Genomic DNA, 16387 nt, shown 5'->3' on the forward strand with positions numbered 1-16387 from the left:
GCGGGAGTTCTGGGGACCTATGCGCGTTCTCGCGATGGCATCACAAAAGGGCGGTTCGGGCAAGACGACCCTGTCGGGGCATCTGGCCGTGCAGGCGCAGCGTGCCGGATCGGGCCCGGTCGTGCTGATCGACATCGATCCGCAGGGCAGCCTGGCGGATTGGTGGAACGAGCGCGAGGCCGAATATCCCGCCTTCGCCTCCACCACCGTTGCGCGGCTCGCCGCCGATCTCGAAGTGCTGCGCCAGCAGGGCTTCAAGCTGGCGATGATCGACACCCCGCCCGCCATCACGATGGCGATCCAGAGCGTCATCAACGTCGCCGAGCTGGTCGTGGTGCCGACGCGCCCGTCGCCGCACGATCTGCGCGCCGTGGGCGCGACGGTCGATCTGTGCGACCGTGCGGGCAAGCCGCTGATCTTCGTCGTCAACGCCGCCACGCCCAAGGCGCGGATCACGTCGGAGGCCGCGGTCGCACTGTCGCAGCACGGCACGGTCGCGCCGATCACGGTCCATCATCGCGTCGATTTCGCGGCCTCGATGATCGACGGACGCACGGTCATGGAGGTCGATCCCGGCGGCAAGTCCGCCGGCGAGATCGAGGCGCTGTGGACCTATGTCTCGGACCGTCTGGAAAAGAATTTTCGCCGCACCGTGTTCAGCGTACCGCAGGCGGGCGCTGGCGCGGGCCAGCGGCCGCAGGGTGGGGGTTTCGGCCGCCGCGTGGTGGGCTGAGCGATGTTCGGAGGACCAAAACCGCTCGCATCGCTGTCGTCGGGCCTGTTGGCGCGCAAGGGGCAGGCACGCCCCGCGATGCGGCCGCAGGGCGGCAGCTTCGCCGCCACCGCCGACGATCTCGGCTGGAACGACATGGGCGCGCCTGTGCCGATCCCGCCCGTGCCGATCCCGCCCGTGCTCGTCGCCCGCGAGGCGCTCCAGGAAGAATTCGCGGAACCCGCTCCCGCCCCTGCAGCCGCGCCCCAGGCGCCGCCGACGATCGCATCCGATGCGCCCGTCGCGGTGAAGCCGGTCTCGCTCGCCACCGCGGCGCGGATCGGTCGCGAGGCGGCGGCCAAGACGGCGAAGGGCAGCAAGGCCGCGTTCACGCTGCGCCTCGATGCAGATCGGCACCTGCGGCTTCGGCTCGCGAGCGCCGTCGCCAACCAATCCTCGCAGGCGCTGGTCGCGCAGGCGCTCGATGCTTTCCTGAAGACGTTGCCGGAAGTGGAGGCGCTCGTCGCCCAGCTTCCGAAGCCGAAGACACGGTGATGGGGTTCACAGCCATGAAGACGCGCATGATGTTGGTGGGCGGCCTTTCCGCCGTGGTGATGGGCGGCACGATGGTCGGGTGTTCGGCCACCGGCGGTGGCGGCGGCGTCGCCTCGGCGAGCGATCGCAGCGCGGCGGTTGCGGCCAGGGGCGCGGCAACCGAGGCGGGCCAGGCGACGCGCGCGCTCGCACGGCACGAATCGGTGGCGGCGGTCGGCTTCGCCGAGGGAGCCGCTGGCCTTGCACCGCGCAACGCCGCGTACCGGATGCTGCTCGGCCAGGCCTATCTCCAGTCCGGCCGGTTCGTCTCCGCCAAGGCTGCGTTCGGCGAGGCGCTCGCGCTTTCGCCGCAGAACGGCCGCGCCGCGCTGAACCTCGCATTGTCCACCATCGCGACCGGCGATTATCCGGCGGCGCGACGCGTCCTTGATGCGAACAGCGCGACCATTCCGGTGGCCGATCGCGGCCTTGCCATGGCGCTTGCGGGCGATCCCGCAGGCGCGGTGGCAGTGCTGACCCAGCTTGCGCGCTCGCCGCAGAGCGATGCCAAGGCGCGGCAGAATCTGGCGCTGGCGCTGGCGCTCGGCGGCCAGTGGCAGGGCGCGCGGGTCGTCGCGGCGGCCGATATGTCGCCCGCCGATGTCGATCGGCGGATGCAGGAATGGGCGGCCTTCGCGCAGCCCGCCACAGCCTCCGACCAGGTGGCGCAATTGCTCGGCGTGCACGCCGTGGCCGATCAGGGCCAGCCGATCGCGCTCGCGCTGAACGGCCCGGTCTCGGTCGCGCAGGCGATGCCCGTGGAGCGGGCGACGAGCCCGGCTCCGGCGACGGCGGTCGCGGCAGCACCCGCTGGCAGGATCGCGTTCGCTGCGCCCCACGCGGTCGTCCAGCCGCTGCCAGCGCCGCTGCTACGCGCGGAGCCCGGCGCCACGAAGGTGGCGCTCGGCGCACCGTCGGTTGCCCCGGCGGCCGAGGGGCCCTTCTATGTCCAGCTCGGCGCGTTCGGCAACGCGGGCGTGGCGCGTGACGCCTGGGGCCGCGCCAACCGCCGCTTCGTCGGCTTTGCCGGCCATGTGCCCTCGGCCATGACGATCCGCGCGCGCGGTGCGGCGCTGTATCGCCTGTCGGTGGGCGGCTATGCGCGCGGCGAGGCGGATGCGGTGTGCCGCCGTTATCGCCAGGCCGGCGGCGCCTGTTTCGTCCGTCATGGCGCGGGCGATCAGGTCGCGGCCTGGGCGCGCCACTCGGTGCAGCTCGCCGCGCGCTGAGCTCACGCCGGCGGGGGTGCGATCTCCCGGCCGCCCTTCCACAGTCGCAGCACGCGGCCCTGGACCGGCAGACCGTCGAAGGGCGTGTTGCCGGCCGACGCCACGAACGAGTCGCCGCTGATCCGCCACGGCGTGGCGCCATCGAACAGCAGCAGGTCGGCCGGCTTGCCCGGCTCCAGCGTGCCGGTGTCGAGTCCCAGCACCGCCGCCGGGTTGCGCGCGAGCAGCGCGAACAGCGCGGGCAGCGTCACCAGGCCGTCGCGCACCAGCATCAGCGCGAGCGGCAGCAGCGTTTCCGCCCCCGCCATCCCGGCCGCCGAATCGGCGAAGGGCAGGCGCTTGGCCTCGGGGCCCTGCGGATCATGGCCGGAGGCGATCACGTCGATCGTGCCGTCCGCCACCGCGGCCAGCGCCGCGCGCCGATCGCTTTCCGCGCGCAGCGGCGGCGAAAGATGCGCGAAGGTCCGGAAATCGCTCATCGCGATGTCGGAGAGATGGAGATGCGCGGGGGTGATCCCGCACGTCACCGGCACCCCCCGGCGCTTGGCCGCGCGGACCAGATCGAATCCGCCCGCGGTCGTCACCTGGCGGATGTGGAGCCGCGCGCCCGTTTCCTCCGCCAGCATCAGGTCGCGCGCGATCGCCAGCGCCTCGGCGGCGGCGGGGGCGGCGGGCAGGCCCAGCCGAGTCGCGGTCTCGCCCGCGGTCGCCACCGCATCGCCGATCAGCCCGCCATCCTCGGCATGGACGACCATCGCCACGTCGAGATCGCGCGCATAGGCGAGCGCGCGGTGCATCACGCCGGCATCCGCGATCCATCCCCGCCCGGTGCCGACCGCACGCGCGCCAGCCGAAGCGCAGATCGCCATCTCGGCCAGATCCGCCCCCGCCAGCCCGCGCGTGGCGGCGGCGATCGGGTGGATCCACAGATCGGGCTTGCCGATCAGCGCGGCACGCTGGACGATGCCGGGATCGTCCAGCACCGGCGACTGATCGGGCATTAGCCCGACGCGGACGATCCCGCCCGCGCGGCAGGCGGCGCGATCGACCTTGAACACGCCCAGATCGACCAGCGCGGGCGCCAGCATCTTGCCCCCGCAATCCACCGTTTCTGCGTCGGAAGGCAGGTCGAAATTGCCGACGGCGCGGATCGTGCCGTCCTCGACCAGCAGGCCGCCCGGCCGCTCGCCACCCACCGGGCAGACGAGCGATGCGTTGAGGAATGCGCGCTTCATGCCCAGCCCTCCACGCCGCGCGCACGCCTCGTCAGCACGTCGAGACACGCCATCCGCACCGCCACGCCCATCTCCACCTGCTCGGTGATCGCCGAGCGCGCATGGTCCGCCACCACCGAGTCGATCTCGACGCCCCGGTTCATCGGCCCCGGATGCATCACCAGCGCGTCGGGCACGCGCGCGAACCGCGCCTCGGTCAGCCCGTAGCGCATCCGATATTCGCGCGCCGATGGGATATAGCCGCCCGCCATCCGCTCGTTCTGCACGCGCAGCATCATCACCACGTCCGCCCCCACCAGCGCGGCGTCGAAATCGGTGAAGGCGGTGACGCCCATCCGCTCGATGGCGGGCGGCATCAGCGTGGAGGGCGCGCATACCCGCACCTCCGCCGCCAGTGCGGTGAGCGCCAGGATGTTCGACCGCGCGACGCGGCTGTGGAGCACGTCGCCGCAGATCACCACGCGCTGGCCGGCGATGGCGCCGCGCCGCCGCCGGATCGTCAGCGCATCGAGCAGCGCCTGGGTCGGATGCTCGTGCCGCCCGTCGCCCGCGTTGAGCACGGGGCAATCCACCTTGCCCGCGATCAGCCGCACCGCGCCCGACGCCATGTGGCGGATGACGATCACGTCCGCGCGCATCGCGTTCAGCGTCTTGGCGGTGTCGATCAGCGTCTCGCCTTTCTTCACGCTGGATTGCGCGGCGTGCATGTTGACGACGTCGGCGCCCAGACGCTTGCCCGCGATCTCGAACGACAGCAAAGTGCGCGTCGAATTCTCGAAAAAGGCGTTGATCTGCGTCAGGCCGGCCAGCCTCTTGTCGGGCGTGGCATGTGCGCGGTTCGCGTCCACCCAGGTTTCGGCCTCGTCGAGCAGGAAGGCGATCTCGTGCGGCTCGAGGCCGTCGATCCCGGTCAGGTGCCGGTGCGGGAACACGGCGCCCCCGTCGATCAGCGTGGCGGGGCGGTGGTCCGATCTGGTCATCGAGGGTGTCGGGTAGCGGCCGGAACACGGCCGTGCAAGCCGTGCGGCGCCGAAGCGGAGGGCCGAAGTGGAGGAAGTGGAGGTGTGTGAAGCATCGAAGTGGAAGGACAGTGTGGCTGTCGCTCCGGCAGGCGGGCGGCGTGGCGGACGGCGTTCGGCATGCCGCCGAGATCGCACGGATGCCGCCTTGTAGGACAGCGGCTGACGCGGCGTGGTCGCTGCGCTATGGCGCGGCGATGACGGTCCGCACGCTCTTCGCCTCGCTCCTGTACGAAGGGTCGCTCGACGATCCCGCGCTCGTCGCCGATCTGGAGGCGTCGTGCCGTGCGCTGGCCGAGGACGACGGGGCGGGGCGGCGCTGGTCCAAGGCGCATGGCTATCGCGGCTATACCTCCTATGCGTCGCTGAACGACCTGCCGCAGCGCGATCCGGCCTTCGCCGATCTGAAGCGCGCGCTCGACCGGCATGTCGCGGCGTTCGCGAAGGAATGCGCGTTCGATCTGGGCGGGCGCAAGCTGAAGCTCGACAGCCTCTGGGCGAACGTCCTGAAACCCGGGGGCGCCCACACCGCGCATCTCCATCCGCACAGCGTCGTGTCGGGCACCGTCTATATCGCGCTGCCCGAGGGTGCGCGCGGGCTGAAGCTGGAGGATCCCCGGCTGCCGATGATGATGGCCGCGCCGCCACGGCTCGCCGACGCGCCCGACGCCCTGCGCACCTTCGTGGAGGCGGTGCCGGTGGCGGGCAGCGTGTTCTTGTGGGAAAGCTGGCTGCGCCACGAGGTGCCCGCGGGCACGGGCAAGGGCGAGCGGATCAGCGTGAGCTTCAACTATCGCTGGTAAGTGCCTGTTTCAGAATGCCGGATCACCCGCCACCAGCGCATCGATCGCACCCTGCAGGATATAGGCGGCGGCCATGTTGTCGACCCGCTCGGCACGTTTGGCGCGGCTCATATCGGCCTCGATCAGGGTGCGCGTGACGGCTTGCGTCGACCAGCGCTCGTCCCACAGCAGGATCGGCAGACCCATGTCGACGCAGTTGCGCGCGAACGCCCGAGTCGACTGGCTGCGCGGGCTTTCGCTGCCGTCGAGATTGAGCGGCAGTCCGATCACGATCCCGCGCACCGCCTGCGCGGCGATCAGCCCGGCGAGCGCGGCCTTGTCCTTCATGAACTTGGTGCGGCGCACGAGCAGCGCCGGGCTCGCGAAGCTCCACCCCGCGTCGCACAGCGCGGTGCCGATCGTCTTGGTGCCGACGTCGAGGCCGATCATCCGGCCGCCCAGCGGCAGCGCTTCGCGAAAGACGGCGCGATCGACGGTCAGCACGCTCATCGCCCGAACGCCGCCAGCCGCCGCGCCGCATCCGCGCGAACATTCGCCCAGAACAGGCTGTAATCATAGACATGATAGTTGTTGCCCGGCAGCACATAGCTGCCGACGTTCGGGGGCGGCCCGATCAGCAACAGCCCCGGCGGGGCGCAGCGCGCGGGCACCGCCTGCGTCATGATGACCGCGTCCGACAGGTCCTTGTTCGGATAGAGCGTGCCGAGATTCGCGCTGGCCGCCGCGGCGGCATCGGCGGTGCCCGTCAGCGGGTTGGTGCAGACCATCGCCGTGCCCTTGCGCGGCGCGCCGGTGAATCCCGTAGTCGCGTCATACCCCTCGACCACCAGAGAAGGATCGGCGGGCTCGGCATAGCTCTGCCAGGACAGGATGCAGCCGGCCTGATCGCCGCGCGTGCATTCGGGCAGCCCGAGCCGCGGCAGATCGGTGCTGCGCGAGATCGGCCAGCCGACGACATAGGCCGCGACGATCCGGTGCGACAAGGCGGGGTCGGGCGCGATCCGTTCGCGCAGCAGCCGCTCGAGATGGAGCGCGCCCTGGCTGTGGCCGGCCAGCACGATCGGCCGATCGGGGCCGATCTGCGTCAGGAATGCGTCGAACGCCGCGGCCACGTCGCCATAGGCGAGATCGAGCGCGCGACCGGCGTCGGCGGCGGTCGTCAGGAACGCGCCGAACGTCGCCTGGCGGTAGCGCGGCGCCCAGACCTGGCCGACGCCATTGAACGCGCTCGCCTGCCCGCGCAGGAACAATACGGCGCGGCCATTGGCCTCGGCATCGTTCAGCGGCGCGTTCCAGTGATCGCGCGCGAGATAGGATGTGGGGTGGACGAAGAAGACCGCCGCGCCCGGCGCTTGGGTGGGCGCAGCCCCCGCGGGCGTCCAGAGCGAGGGGTTGCCGGCGATGTCGGGCCGCGCGATCCACATCGCGGCGGGCGCATAGGCATTGGGCGAGACGCGGCGCTGCACGGCGAACGCCGTTCGCGGCACGAGTGCCATCCGCAGGAGCTGCGTGCCGTAGAGCCGATAGGCGAAGGCGCCCGCGATCACGAGCACGATCAGCACGGCGAAGGCATAGAGGAACTTGCGGGCCATCGTTGCACCCTTGCACGGGGCGCGGGCCGGATGCTAGCCGGGCGCCATGTCCGTCACACCCGCAACCGTGAAGAAGATCGCGAGCCTGGCCCGCATCGCGATCACCGAGGAGGACGCGACCCGGATCGCGCCCGAGCTCGGCAACATCCTGGGCTGGATCGAAATGCTGGAGGAGGTCGACACCCAAGGTGTCGAGCCGATGACGGCGGTGATCCCCAACCATCTGCGGTTGCGCGACGACGTCGTCACCGATGGCGGCATCCGCGAACAGGTTCTGGCCAACGCGCCCCAGGCCGAACACGGCTTCTTCACCGTGCCCAAGGTGATCGAATAATGACCGAGCTGACCGATCTGGGCGTGGCCGCGATCCGCGACGGCGTGCGCGAGGGCGCCTTTTCCGCACGCGAAATCGCCGACGCCTTCGTGACGAAGGTGAGCCGCGCCAAGGCGTTGAACGCGTTCCTTGTCGAAACGCCCGAACATGCGATCGCCGCCGCCGACGCCGCCGACGCGGCGCGCGCGGCGGGCGAGACGCCCAAGCCGCTGGCCGGCGTGCCGATCGGGATGAAGGACCTGTTCTGCACCAGGGGCGTGGCGACGACGGCGGCGAGCCACATCCTCGAAGGCTTCGTGCCGACCTATGAATCGCGCGTGTCGCAGAATCTGTGGGATGCGGGCGCGGGGATGCTCGGCAAGCTGAACATGGACCAGTTCGCGATGGGCTCGTCCAACGAGACGTCGGCGTTCGGCAACGTGATCTCGCCGTGGCGACGACGTGACGGCGGCAATGCGGCGCTGGCACCCGGCGGCTCCTCGGGTGGCTCGTCGGCCGCGATCGCGGCGCGGCTGTGCCCGGGCGCGACCGGCACCGACACCGGCGGATCGATCCGCCAGCCCGCCGCCTTCACCGGGATCGCGGGGATCAAGCCGACCTATGGCCGCTGCTCGCGCTGGGGCACGATCGCGTTCGCCTCCAGCCTCGATCAGGCGGGGCCGATGGCGCGCGACGTGCGCGACTGCGCGATCCTGCTGGAGGCGATGGCCGGGTTCGACCCGCGCGACTCGACCTCGCTGAAGCTCGACGTGCCCCGGTGGGAAGCGGGATTGTCGGGCGATCTGAAAGGTTTGCGCGTCGGCATTCCCAAGGAGTATCGCGTCGACGGGATGCCCGCGGAGATCGAGGCCTTGTGGCAGCAGGGCATCGCCTGGCTGAGCGACGCCGGTGCCGAGATCGTCGAGGTCTCGCTGCCGCACACCAGATACGCGCTGCCCGCCTATTACATCATCGCGCCGGCCGAGGCCTCGTCCAACCTCGCGCGCTATGACGGCGTGCGCTACGGCATCCGCGATCTGCCCGAAGGGGCGGGGCTGCAGGACATGTATGCCGCGACGCGCGCCGACGGCTTCGGCCCCGAGGTGAAGCGGCGCATCCTGATCGGCACCTATGTGCTGTCGGCCGGCTTCTACGACGCCTATTACACGCAGGCGCAGCGCGTCCGCACGCTGATCGCGCGCGATTTCGAGCGTGCTTGGGAGCGATGCGACGTGCTGCTTGCACCGACCGCGCCGTCGGCGGCGTTCGCGCTGGGCGAGAAATCGGCCGATCCGATCGCGATGTATCTGAACGACGTCTTCACCGTGCCGTCGAGCCTCGCGGGATTGCCGGCGATGAGCGTGCCGGGCGGCCTCGATGCGAACGGGCTGCCGCTCGGCCTGCAGATCATCGGCAAGCCGCTCGACGAACAGGGCGTGCTGAACGCCGGCCTCGCGATCGAGCAGCGCGCCGGCTTCGTCGCGCGGCCGGAGGCCTGGTGGTAGACGCTTGAACCACAAAGTGTTACCACGGTAACACTGGAGATGAGCGATGAACGCCTATAGCCCCGTCACCGAAGCGAGCGACGGCAACATGACCAGCAAGGGTCAAGTGCTCATTCCCAAGGGCTTGCGCGAGCGCGCCGGTCTGGTGCCGGGCGGCGAGGTGACCGTCGGCCTGAATGCCGACGGACAGGTGGTGGTCGTGCCCCGCCAGCCGACCGAAACGCGCGAAGAGCGCAAGGCGCGGTATCTCGCACAGATCGGATCGGTGGTTGGCACGCTCGACACCGGCTTTGCGACGACCGACGATTACATGGACCATGTCCGGCCGCATCGGCACGAGGATTGGTGATCTTCGTCGACACCAACGTCCTCATCGACGTGTTGCAGGACGATCCGCATTGGCGGCCATGGTCGCTAAGGCAATTGGCCGAGGCCCGTGCCGATGGCGACCTGGCAATCGACGCGATCGTGATCGCCGAACTCAGCCGCGATTACCCGACGCTCCGCGCGCTTCAGGTGGCGGTGGCGCCGCTGGAACTGACGTCGTCCGTGCTGGACGACGCGACGGCGTTCCTGGCCGGGCACCGCTTCCTGCAAGCGCGCGCCGAGCGTGGGGAAGGAGAGGCGAAGCGGCCGCTGCCCGATTTCTTCATCGGGGCTCACGCGCTGTCGCTCGGCGCCACCTTGCTGACCCGCGATGCCAGGCTCTATCATCGCTACTTCCCCGATCTTTCCCTCATCACACCCGAGACGCATCCATGACCGACACCGCATACCGCATCCAGGGCGCTACCGGGGAATGGGAGGTCGTCGTCGGCCTAGAGGTCCATGCGCAGGTGACGTCGAACGCCAAGCTCTTCTCAGGCGCGGCGACGACGTTCGGCGCGGAGCCGAACACGCAGGTCAGCCTGGTCGACGCGGCCATGCCGGGCATGCTGCCGGTGCCGAACCGCGAATGCATCCGCCAGGCGGTGCGCACCGGCATGGCGATCGACGCGCAGATCAACCGCTGGTCGCGTTTCGACCGCAAGAATTATTTCTACGCCGATCTGCCGCAGGGTTATCAGATCAGCCAGCTCTACCATCCGCTGGTGGGGGAGGGCGCGATCGACATCGCGCTGGACGAGAAGAACCCCGACGGCGCGACGAAGCGGATCGGCGTGGAGCGCATCCATGTCGAGCAGGATGCGGGCAAGCTGATGCACGATCAGCACCCGACGCGCAGCTATGTCGACCTCAACCGGTCGGGCGTCGCGCTGATGGAGATCGTCAGCCGGCCCGACATGGCGTCTCCGGCCGAAGCCGGCGCTTACCTCCGCAAGCTGCGGGCGATCCTGCGCTATGTCGGCAGTTGCGACGGCAATATGGAGGAAGGCTCGATGCGCGCCGACGTGAACGTCAGCGTGCGCAAGCCCGGCGCGGGGCTCGGCACGCGCACCGAGACGAAGAACGTCAACTCGGTCCGCTTCGTGATGGCGGTCGTCGAGCAGGAGGCGCGGCGCCAGATCGACGTGCTGGAGGATGGTGGCACGATCGCGCAGGAAACCCGCCTCTATGACCCCGACCGCAACGAGACGCGGTCGATGCGGTCGAAGGAGGATGCGCATGATTACCGCTACTTCCCCGATCCCGATCTGTTGCCGCTCGAACTGGACGAGGCGTTTCTCGACGAATGTCGCGCGAGCCTGCCCGAGCTGCCCGACGCCAAGCGCCGGCGTTACGAGGCGGCGGGGATCGGCGCCTATCAGTCCGCCGTGCTGACCGCCGAGGTGGAAGCGGCGCGCTGGTTCGACGCGCTGCTGGAGGCGGGCGCGCCGCCAGTGGCGGCGGCGAACTGGACGACGTCCGAACTGTTCGGCGCGCTCAACCGCACCGGGCGCGACATCGCGAATTCGCCGGTGACGCCGGTGCAGGCGGCGGAACTGCTGGCGCTGGTGGCCGACGGAACGCTGTCGGGCAGCCTTGCCAAACAGGTGTTCGAGGTGATGCTCGAAACCGGCGAGGCGCCGGCCCGGATCGTCGAGGATCGCGGGCTGAAACAGACCAGCGACACCGGCGCGATCGACGCCGCGATCGACGCGATCATGGCGGCGAACGCGGACAAGGTGGCCGATTACCGCGGCGGCAAGGACAAGCTGTTCGGCTTCTTCGTCGGCCAGACGATGAAGGCGATGGGCGGCAAGGCCAATCCCGGCGTGGTCAACGCGCGGCTGAAGACGCTGCTCGGGCCGTCGGTGGCATGAGCATGGCCGCGCCGTCGCTGCTTGCCGTGCTCGGCCTGTGGGCGATGCCCGCGCTTGCGCAGACGAACGCGGCGCCGGTGGCGACGTCGCCCGTGCCCGTCGCGTCCGCGCCACTGCCGCGCGTGGCGCTGGAGACGAGCGCGGGGCGGATCGTGATCGAGGCGGATACGGTGCATGCGCCCATCAGCGCGGGCAATTTCCTGCGCTATGTCGACCAGCACCGGCTGGACGGCGTCACCTTCTACCGCGACGTGAAGGTGGCGGACCATTTCGGCTTCGTGCAGTTCGGCGCGAACGGCGACCCCAAGCGGTCGCTGCCGCCCGTCCGTCACGAGCCGACCACGGTGACCGGCATCAAGCATCTGAACGGCACGATCTCCACCGCGCGGCTCGCCCCGGGCACCGCGCGCGGCGAGTTCACGATTCTGGCGGGCGATCAGCCGGGGATGGATGCGGATCCGACGAAGCCGGGCGACAATCTGGGCTATGCCGCCTTCGGCCATGTGGTCGAGGGTATGGACGTGGTGGTGGGCGTGATGGACGCACCGGTGTCGCCGACGGCGACGTTGCGCGGGGCGTTCAAGGGCGAGGTGCCGGTGGAGGCGGTGCGGATCGTTTCGGCGCGGCGGGTGCCGGTTTCGCGGTGAGCTTTGGGCGCTTCATGCCGCGATCAGGGTAATGGCTGAACTGTTCCCCGGCGAAGGCCGGGGCCCAGTTGGAAAGGCCATCGTGACGAGGCGCGGCGTTCTCCAATAAGGGTTCTCCCACCTGGGCCCCGGCTTTCGCCGGGGAACAGATTGGGCATCCCCTAAAAACTACTGCGCATCGTCGTCCTGATTGCGCACCACGCCGCCGGTGCCGCCCACGCCGTCGGCCAGGCCGGGCGCGGTCATCGTTTCGGGTTCGGGGCCGCCTTCGCCGCGCGCCACCGCGTCGCTGCGCGCTTCCACCGCCTGTTCGATGTCGCTGCGCGGATCGGCGCGGTCGGGCGGGCTGTCGGGATGGTCGTCCGCGGGGGGCGGGCTGTCGGGCATGGTCTCGGGATCGGTCATGATCGTCCTTCTTTAGCGGCTGGTGCCGGCAAGGCCGCCGGTGCTTGCGGTCATGGCGTCGGTGCTGCCGATATCGCCGGTGTCGCCGGCCTCGCGCGTGCCGACGTCGCTGCTGGTCGGCATCGCGAAGCCCACCGGGTTCGGCGCGTCCATGTTGGGCGTCTCGGTCGGCTGGGGCGAGGGGATGTCGGTATCGGGCGCGGGCGTGTCGATCTCGTGGCCGGGCGCGTCGGGCTGGTCGAAATCGGGTGTCGGCGTCGGGAATTCGGCGGGGGGTATGCTGGCCATCGGGTTTCTCCTTGCAGGCCATCAACGCCTTGTTCGCGCAGCGGTTGCCTCGGCGCTTGCCCCGGAGCGCCCGGCTGGTATAGACGCCCGCCGACCGGCGGTGTCCTTGCGGGCGTGGCGGAACTGGTAGACGCGCTTGGTTTAGGTCCAAGTATCGCAAGATGTGGGGGTTCGAGTCCCTTCGCCCGCACCAGTCCCGCCGCCCCGCGGCGGGACGCACGCCTCAACCGATTATCCTTACCGGAAGGCCCGTTCATGCAGACTGTCGAGACGTTGAGCGAGGGGCTGAAGCGCGCCTTCACGCTGACCATCACCGCCAAGGACATCGATTCGAAGGTCGATGCCGAGCTGAAGCGCCTCGCGCCGCAGATGAAGATGCCCGGCTTCCGCCCCGGCAAGGTGCCCGCGAACCTCGTGCGCAAGATGCACGGCCCCGCGCTTCATCAGGACGCGCTGAATGCGGCGATCCAGGAAGGCGTTCAGGGCCTCGTCGCCGAAAAGGGCCTGCGCCCCGCGATGCAGCCCTCGGTGTCGCTCGGCGAGGGGTACGAGCCTGGCAAGGATGCCGAACTGACCGTCGAGATGGAGGTTCTGCCCCAGGTGCCGACGCCGGCGATCGATTCGCTGACGCTGGAGCGGCTGACGGTGCCCGTCTCGGACGAAGCGGTGACCGAGCAGTTGAAGAAGTTCGCCGATCAGCAGAAGAAGTGGGACGATGCGGGCGACAAGGCCGCCGAGACCGGCGACCTCGTCACGATGGATTTCGTCGGCAAGGTGGACGAGGTCGCCTTCGACGGCGGCACCGGCACCGACATGGCGGTCGAGATCGGCAGTGGCCGGCTGATCCCGGGCTTCGAGGAGCAGGTGATCGGCGCCAAGACGGGCGAGGAGCGCCGCATCGACGTGACCTTCCCGGCGGATTACCAGGAGAAGTCGTTGGCCGGCAAGGCGGCGACGTTCGACCTGACGATCAAGTCGGTCAAGGTGGCGGGCGAAAGCACGATCGACGACGATCTGGCGAAGGGGCTTGGCCTCGAAAGCCTGGAGCAGCTTACCGGCCTGCTGAAGGGGCAGATCGAGCAGGAGCATAACGGCCTGACGCGCACGCACATGAAGCGCAAGCTGCTCGACCAGCTGGCCGAGGGTCATGACTTCGAAGTGCCGCCCTCGATGGTCGAGGCGGAGTTCGCGCAGATCTGGTCGCAGCTGGAGCATGAGGCCGGCCACGAGGCCGATCCCGAAGCCGCCAAGGCCGAGATGGAGAATGAGCGCGAGGATTACAGCAAGATCGCCGAGCGTCGTGTGCGCCTGGGGTTGCTGCTGTCCGAGATCGGCCAGGCGAACGGCGTCGAGGTGAGCCAGCAGGAGATGAACCGCCTGATCGCGCAGGCCGCGCAGCAATATGGCGCCGAGGATCGCCAGCGCTTCATCCAGTATATCCAGCAGGAGCCGATGGCGGCCGCCCAGCTCCGCGCGCCGCTCTATGAGGACAAGGTCGTCGACTTCCTGTTCGGCAAGGCCGAGATCACCGATCGCGAGACGACCCGCGAGGAGCTGGAAGCCGCGATCGAGAGCGAAGACGGCTTCGCGACCGGCACGCACGTCCACAACCACGACGATCACGATCACGATCACGCCGGGCACGATCATGCGGGCCACGATCACGCGGGGCACGATCACGCCGATCACGACCATGCGGATCACGCCGCGCCCGCGGAAGCGGCCGAGCCTGCCGAAGCGACCAAGCCCGTCGCCAAGGGCGCCAATGCCGGTGCCGAGGTCGAGCCCGCACCCGCGCCCGTGAAGAAGCCGCGCGCCAAGAAGGCGGCGCCGGTGAGCGCGGAAACCCAGGTGCTCGAATCGTCGCCGGTGGCAGCCGAGAATGCGGAGGGCACGCAAGCCCCAGACGCCGCACCGGCGAAGAAGCCGCGCGCGAAGAAGGCCGCGACGACGACCGAGGGCTGATCTCCTGTTCCCCGGCGGAGGCCGGGGCCCAGTAGGGAGGACCAACGTGGCGGATCGCTCAGCTTCGTTATAGACCTTCCCCCACTGGGCTCCGGCCTTCGCCGGGGAACACCGTGAAGGCAGGGAGCGACACATGACCGAACCCAGAATCGCCGTCCTGCTGCCCTGCTACAACGAAGAGGCGGCGATCGCCCAGACGGTGGCGGGGTTCCGCGCCGCGCTGCCGGGCGCGACCATCTACGTCTATGACAACAACAGCCGCGACCGGACCTGCGCCGTCGCCGCAGCCGCGGGCGCGGTGGTGCGCAGCGAGCGGATCCAGGGCAAGGGCGCGGTGGTGCGGCGGATGTTCGCCGATATCGATGCCGACATCTATGTGATGGCCGATGGCGACGCGACCTATGACGCAGCGTCCGCCCCCGCGCTGGTCGATCGGCTGCTCGACGAACAGCTCGACATGATCGTCGGCAGCCGGGTGCACGAAGCGGCGGAGGCGTATCGCCGCGGCCACCAATTTGGCAACGCGCTGCTGACGGGCATGCTGACGCGGCTGTTCGGGCGCAGTTTCACCGACATTCTATCGGGTTACCGCGTGTTCTCGCGACGGTTCGTGAAGAGCTTTCCGTCCCTGTCGGCCGGGTTCGAGATCGAGACCGAGATCAGCGTCCATGCGCTCGAACTGCGGATGCCGGTCGCCGAGATCGAGACGCCCTATTATGCGCGGCCCGAGGGCTCCGAATCGAAGCTCAGCACCTATTCGGACGGCTGGCGCATCCTGCGCACGATCGTGACGCTCTATCGCATCGAGCGGCCGCTGCTGTTCTTCGGCGCGATCGGCGGCGTGTTCGCGGCGCTGGCGCTGGCGTTGGGCGTGCCGCTGATCCTCACCTATCTGGACACGCATCTGGTCCCGCGCTTCCCGACCGCGATCCTCATCACGGGTCTCGGGCTGTTCGCCGCGCTCAACGTGTTCACGGGGCTGATCCTCGACACCGTGGTGCACGGCCGGCACGAGGTGCGGCGGCTTGCCTATCTGGCGCACCGCGCGCCGTCGCGCGGGGCTTGAACTCGCCGCGACAAGCGCCGATGTTGCGGTCATCCCACACAAGCGAGTTCTTCCATGCACAATCCGTTCGAGACCGGCGATTTCGCGAGCCCGCTGGCGCATGCCGGCCTCGGTCTCCAGCAGACCCAGGCGGGTCTGGTTCCCATCGTCATCGAACAGTCGAACCGGGGCGAACGTTCCTTCGACATCTTCTCGCGCCTGCTGCGCGAGCGGATCATCTTCGTGACGGGCGGCGTCGAGGATGGCATGGCCAGCCTCATCACCGCGCAGCTGCTCTTCCTCGAATCCGAGAATCCGAAGAAGGACATCTTCATGTACATCAACTCGCCGGGCGGCGTCGTCACGGCGGGCATGGCGATCCACGACACCATGAATTATATCCGGCCGCGCGTGGGTACGGTGTGCATCGGGCAGGCGGCGTCGATGGGCAGCTTCCTGCTCGCGAGCGGCGAGAAGGGCATGCGCGTCGCGCTCACCAACGCGCGCATCATGATCCACCAGCCTTCGGGCGGCGCGCAGGGCATGGCCAGCGACATCGAGATCCAGGCCAAGGAAATTTTGCGCATCCGCGCCCGGATGAACCAGCTCTATTCGCAGTATACCGGCCAGCCGATCGAGGAGATCGAGCGCCGGATGGATCGCGACACGTTCCTCGAGGCGCATGAGGCCAAGGAATTCGGTCTGGTCGACGAGGTGTTCGACAAGCGCCCGGCGCCCGCCGACGATATGGCGAAAGCCGCCTGAGACGGGACGAAATCGTTAGGCACTTTA

19 protein-coding genes and 1 tRNA gene are annotated in these 16387 nt (G+C 69.4%); 14 read left to right on the forward strand and 6 right to left on the reverse strand.

Going from position 1 to position 16387, the window contains the following annotated elements; genetic code table 11:
- The first annotated feature begins 19 nt into the window (after positions 1–19).
- The 3 genes from L8H00_RS00745 to L8H00_RS00755 are packed head-to-tail and all read left to right on the forward strand — an operon-like array spanning position 20 to position 2535.
- A complete protein-coding gene (locus tag L8H00_RS00745) occupies positions 20–733 on the forward strand; it encodes a ParA family protein (protein WP_242095309.1) in 714 nt (237 codons plus the stop codon).
- A 3-nt stretch (positions 734–736) separates the two neighbouring features.
- Positions 737–1267 (forward strand): hypothetical protein, encoded by a 531-nt coding sequence (locus L8H00_RS00750; protein ID WP_242095310.1) that lies wholly within the window; start codon positions 737–739, stop codon positions 1265–1267.
- Entirely contained in the window at positions 1267–2535 is a 1269-nt protein-coding gene (locus L8H00_RS00755; protein ID WP_242095311.1) for an SPOR domain-containing protein, read from the forward strand. Before L8H00_RS00750 ends, L8H00_RS00755 begins: the two co-directional genes overlap by 1 nt.
- Positions 2536–2537: 2 nt before the next feature.
- Here the strand turns inward: L8H00_RS00755 and L8H00_RS00760 are convergent, their stop codons facing one another.
- Positions 2538–3770: an amidohydrolase family protein gene (locus tag L8H00_RS00760; RefSeq protein ID WP_242095312.1), complete on the reverse strand. Its 1233-nt coding sequence runs from the start codon at positions 3768–3770 to the stop codon at positions 2538–2540.
- Entirely contained in the window at positions 3767–4750 is a 984-nt protein-coding gene (locus tag L8H00_RS00765) for an aspartate carbamoyltransferase catalytic subunit (RefSeq protein WP_242095313.1), read from the reverse strand. Before L8H00_RS00765 ends, L8H00_RS00760 begins: the two co-directional genes overlap by 4 nt.
- 236 nt (positions 4751–4986) lie before the next feature.
- Here L8H00_RS00765 and L8H00_RS00770 point away from each other — a divergent pair, with 236 nt between their 5' ends.
- Positions 4987–5592: a TIGR02466 family protein gene (locus L8H00_RS00770; RefSeq protein WP_242095907.1), complete on the forward strand. Its 606-nt coding sequence runs from the start codon at positions 4987–4989 to the stop codon at positions 5590–5592.
- A gap of 9 nt (positions 5593–5601) precedes the next feature.
- Here L8H00_RS00770 and ruvX read toward each other — a convergent pair whose 3' ends face one another.
- Together ruvX and L8H00_RS00780 are read right to left on the reverse strand one after the other, a co-directional pair.
- Positions 5602–6081: a Holliday junction resolvase RuvX gene (ruvX, locus tag L8H00_RS00775; RefSeq protein ID WP_242095314.1), complete on the reverse strand. Its 480-nt coding sequence runs from the start codon at positions 6079–6081 to the stop codon at positions 5602–5604.
- Positions 6078–7184, reverse strand: a complete 1107-nt coding sequence (locus tag L8H00_RS00780) for a DUF3089 domain-containing protein (protein WP_242095315.1) — start codon at positions 7182–7184, stop codon at positions 6078–6080. The genes ruvX and L8H00_RS00780 overlap by 4 nt, the downstream gene beginning before the upstream one ends.
- Positions 7185–7230: 46 nt before the next feature.
- Here L8H00_RS00780 and gatC point away from each other — a divergent pair, with 46 nt between their 5' ends.
- From gatC to L8H00_RS00810, 6 genes are read left to right on the forward strand one after another with little or no spacing between them, the layout of a single operon-like run.
- Positions 7231–7518 (forward strand): Asp-tRNA(Asn)/Glu-tRNA(Gln) amidotransferase subunit GatC, encoded by a 288-nt coding sequence (gene gatC / locus L8H00_RS00785; RefSeq protein WP_242095316.1) that lies wholly within the window; start codon positions 7231–7233, stop codon positions 7516–7518.
- Positions 7518–9002 carry an Asp-tRNA(Asn)/Glu-tRNA(Gln) amidotransferase subunit GatA gene (gene gatA / locus L8H00_RS00790; protein WP_242095317.1) on the forward strand — a complete coding sequence of 495 codons (1485 nt, stop codon included), beginning with the start codon at positions 7518–7520 and terminating at the stop codon, positions 9000–9002. Before gatC ends, gatA begins: the two co-directional genes overlap by 1 nt.
- Before the next feature lie 46 nt (positions 9003–9048).
- Positions 9049–9351, forward strand: a complete 303-nt coding sequence (locus L8H00_RS00795; RefSeq protein WP_242095318.1) for an AbrB/MazE/SpoVT family DNA-binding domain-containing protein — start codon at positions 9049–9051, stop codon at positions 9349–9351.
- Positions 9348–9764, forward strand: coding sequence for a type II toxin-antitoxin system VapC family toxin (locus L8H00_RS00800; protein ID WP_242095319.1), 417 nt, complete (start codon positions 9348–9350; stop codon positions 9762–9764). The genes L8H00_RS00795 and L8H00_RS00800 overlap by 4 nt, the downstream gene beginning before the upstream one ends.
- Entirely contained in the window at positions 9761–11245 is a 1485-nt protein-coding gene (gatB, locus tag L8H00_RS00805) for an Asp-tRNA(Asn)/Glu-tRNA(Gln) amidotransferase subunit GatB (RefSeq protein ID WP_242095320.1), read from the forward strand. Before L8H00_RS00800 ends, gatB begins: the two co-directional genes overlap by 4 nt.
- Positions 11242–11892: a peptidylprolyl isomerase gene (locus tag L8H00_RS00810; RefSeq protein WP_242095321.1), complete on the forward strand. Its 651-nt coding sequence runs from the start codon at positions 11242–11244 to the stop codon at positions 11890–11892. Before gatB ends, L8H00_RS00810 begins: the two co-directional genes overlap by 4 nt.
- A 168-nt stretch (positions 11893–12060) precedes the next feature.
- On the opposite strand, the gene L8H00_RS00815 is transcribed toward L8H00_RS00810, so the two are convergent.
- Both L8H00_RS00815 and L8H00_RS00820 read right to left on the reverse strand, forming a co-directional pair.
- Positions 12061–12279: a hypothetical protein gene (locus L8H00_RS00815; protein WP_242095908.1), complete on the reverse strand. Its 219-nt coding sequence runs from the start codon at positions 12277–12279 to the stop codon at positions 12061–12063.
- 30 nt (positions 12280–12309) lie between these two features.
- The gene (locus tag L8H00_RS00820) at positions 12310–12585 is read right to left on the reverse strand and encodes a hypothetical protein (RefSeq protein WP_242095322.1); all 276 of its coding nucleotides are present in this window, start codon (positions 12583–12585) and stop codon (positions 12310–12312) included.
- Positions 12586–12693: 108 nt separating this feature from the next.
- Here L8H00_RS00820 and L8H00_RS00825 point away from each other — a divergent pair.
- From L8H00_RS00825 to L8H00_RS00840, 4 genes are all read left to right on the forward strand, one after another.
- Positions 12694–12778, forward strand: a tRNA-Leu gene (locus L8H00_RS00825).
- 62 nt (positions 12779–12840) lie between these two features.
- Entirely contained in the window at positions 12841–14550 is a 1710-nt protein-coding gene (gene tig, locus L8H00_RS00830; RefSeq protein WP_242095323.1) for a trigger factor, read from the forward strand.
- Between the two features lie 133 nt (positions 14551–14683).
- On the forward strand, positions 14684–15616 hold the full coding sequence (locus L8H00_RS00835) for a glycosyltransferase family 2 protein (protein ID WP_242095324.1): 933 nt from the start codon (positions 14684–14686) through the stop codon (positions 15614–15616).
- 54 nt (positions 15617–15670) lie between these two features.
- Positions 15671–16360, forward strand: a complete 690-nt coding sequence (locus tag L8H00_RS00840) for an ATP-dependent Clp protease proteolytic subunit (RefSeq protein ID WP_242095325.1) — start codon at positions 15671–15673, stop codon at positions 16358–16360.
- The last annotated feature ends 27 nt before the right edge of the window (positions 16361–16387 follow it).

The organism is Sphingomonas sp. CROZ-RG-20F-R02-07, from assembly GCF_022662335.1.
In the GTDB taxonomy this organism is placed as follows: domain Bacteria; phylum Pseudomonadota; class Alphaproteobacteria; order Sphingomonadales; family Sphingomonadaceae; genus Sphingomonas.

Coding starts and splice junctions, on each gene's coding strand:
- L8H00_RS00770 (WP_242095907.1), top strand. CDS start 4,987: ATGACGGTCCGCACGCTCTTCGCCTCGCTCCTGTACGAAGGGTCGCTC.
- L8H00_RS00780 (WP_242095315.1), bottom strand. CDS start 7,184: ATGGCCCGCAAGTTCCTCTATGCCTTCGCCGTGCTGATCGTGCTCGTG.
- L8H00_RS00795 (WP_242095318.1), top strand. CDS start 9,049: ATGAACGCCTATAGCCCCGTCACCGAAGCGAGCGACGGCAACATGACC.
- L8H00_RS00840 (WP_242095325.1), top strand. CDS start 15,671: ATGCACAATCCGTTCGAGACCGGCGATTTCGCGAGCCCGCTGGCGCAT.
- L8H00_RS00820 (WP_242095322.1), bottom strand. CDS start 12,585: ATGGCCAGCATACCCCCCGCCGAATTCCCGACGCCGACACCCGATTTC.
- L8H00_RS00760 (WP_242095312.1), bottom strand. CDS start 3,770: ATGAAGCGCGCATTCCTCAACGCATCGCTCGTCTGCCCGGTGGGTGGC.
- L8H00_RS00815 (WP_242095908.1), bottom strand. CDS start 12,279: ATGCCCGACAGCCCGCCCCCCGCGGACGACCATCCCGACAGCCCGCCC.
- L8H00_RS00755 (WP_242095311.1), top strand. CDS start 1,267: ATGGGGTTCACAGCCATGAAGACGCGCATGATGTTGGTGGGCGGCCTT.
- L8H00_RS00835 (WP_242095324.1), top strand. CDS start 14,684: ATGACCGAACCCAGAATCGCCGTCCTGCTGCCCTGCTACAACGAAGAG.
- L8H00_RS00810 (WP_242095321.1), top strand. CDS start 11,242: ATGAGCATGGCCGCGCCGTCGCTGCTTGCCGTGCTCGGCCTGTGGGCG.
- tig (WP_242095323.1), top strand. CDS start 12,841: ATGCAGACTGTCGAGACGTTGAGCGAGGGGCTGAAGCGCGCCTTCACG.
- ruvX (WP_242095314.1), bottom strand. CDS start 6,081: ATGAGCGTGCTGACCGTCGATCGCGCCGTCTTTCGCGAAGCGCTGCCG.
- gatC (WP_242095316.1), top strand. CDS start 7,231: ATGTCCGTCACACCCGCAACCGTGAAGAAGATCGCGAGCCTGGCCCGC.
- gatA (WP_242095317.1), top strand. CDS start 7,518: ATGACCGAGCTGACCGATCTGGGCGTGGCCGCGATCCGCGACGGCGTG.
- L8H00_RS00750 (WP_242095310.1), top strand. CDS start 737: ATGTTCGGAGGACCAAAACCGCTCGCATCGCTGTCGTCGGGCCTGTTG.
- L8H00_RS00745 (WP_242095309.1), top strand. CDS start 20: ATGCGCGTTCTCGCGATGGCATCACAAAAGGGCGGTTCGGGCAAGACG.
- L8H00_RS00765 (WP_242095313.1), bottom strand. CDS start 4,750: ATGACCAGATCGGACCACCGCCCCGCCACGCTGATCGACGGGGGCGCC.
- gatB (WP_242095320.1), top strand. CDS start 9,761: ATGACCGACACCGCATACCGCATCCAGGGCGCTACCGGGGAATGGGAG.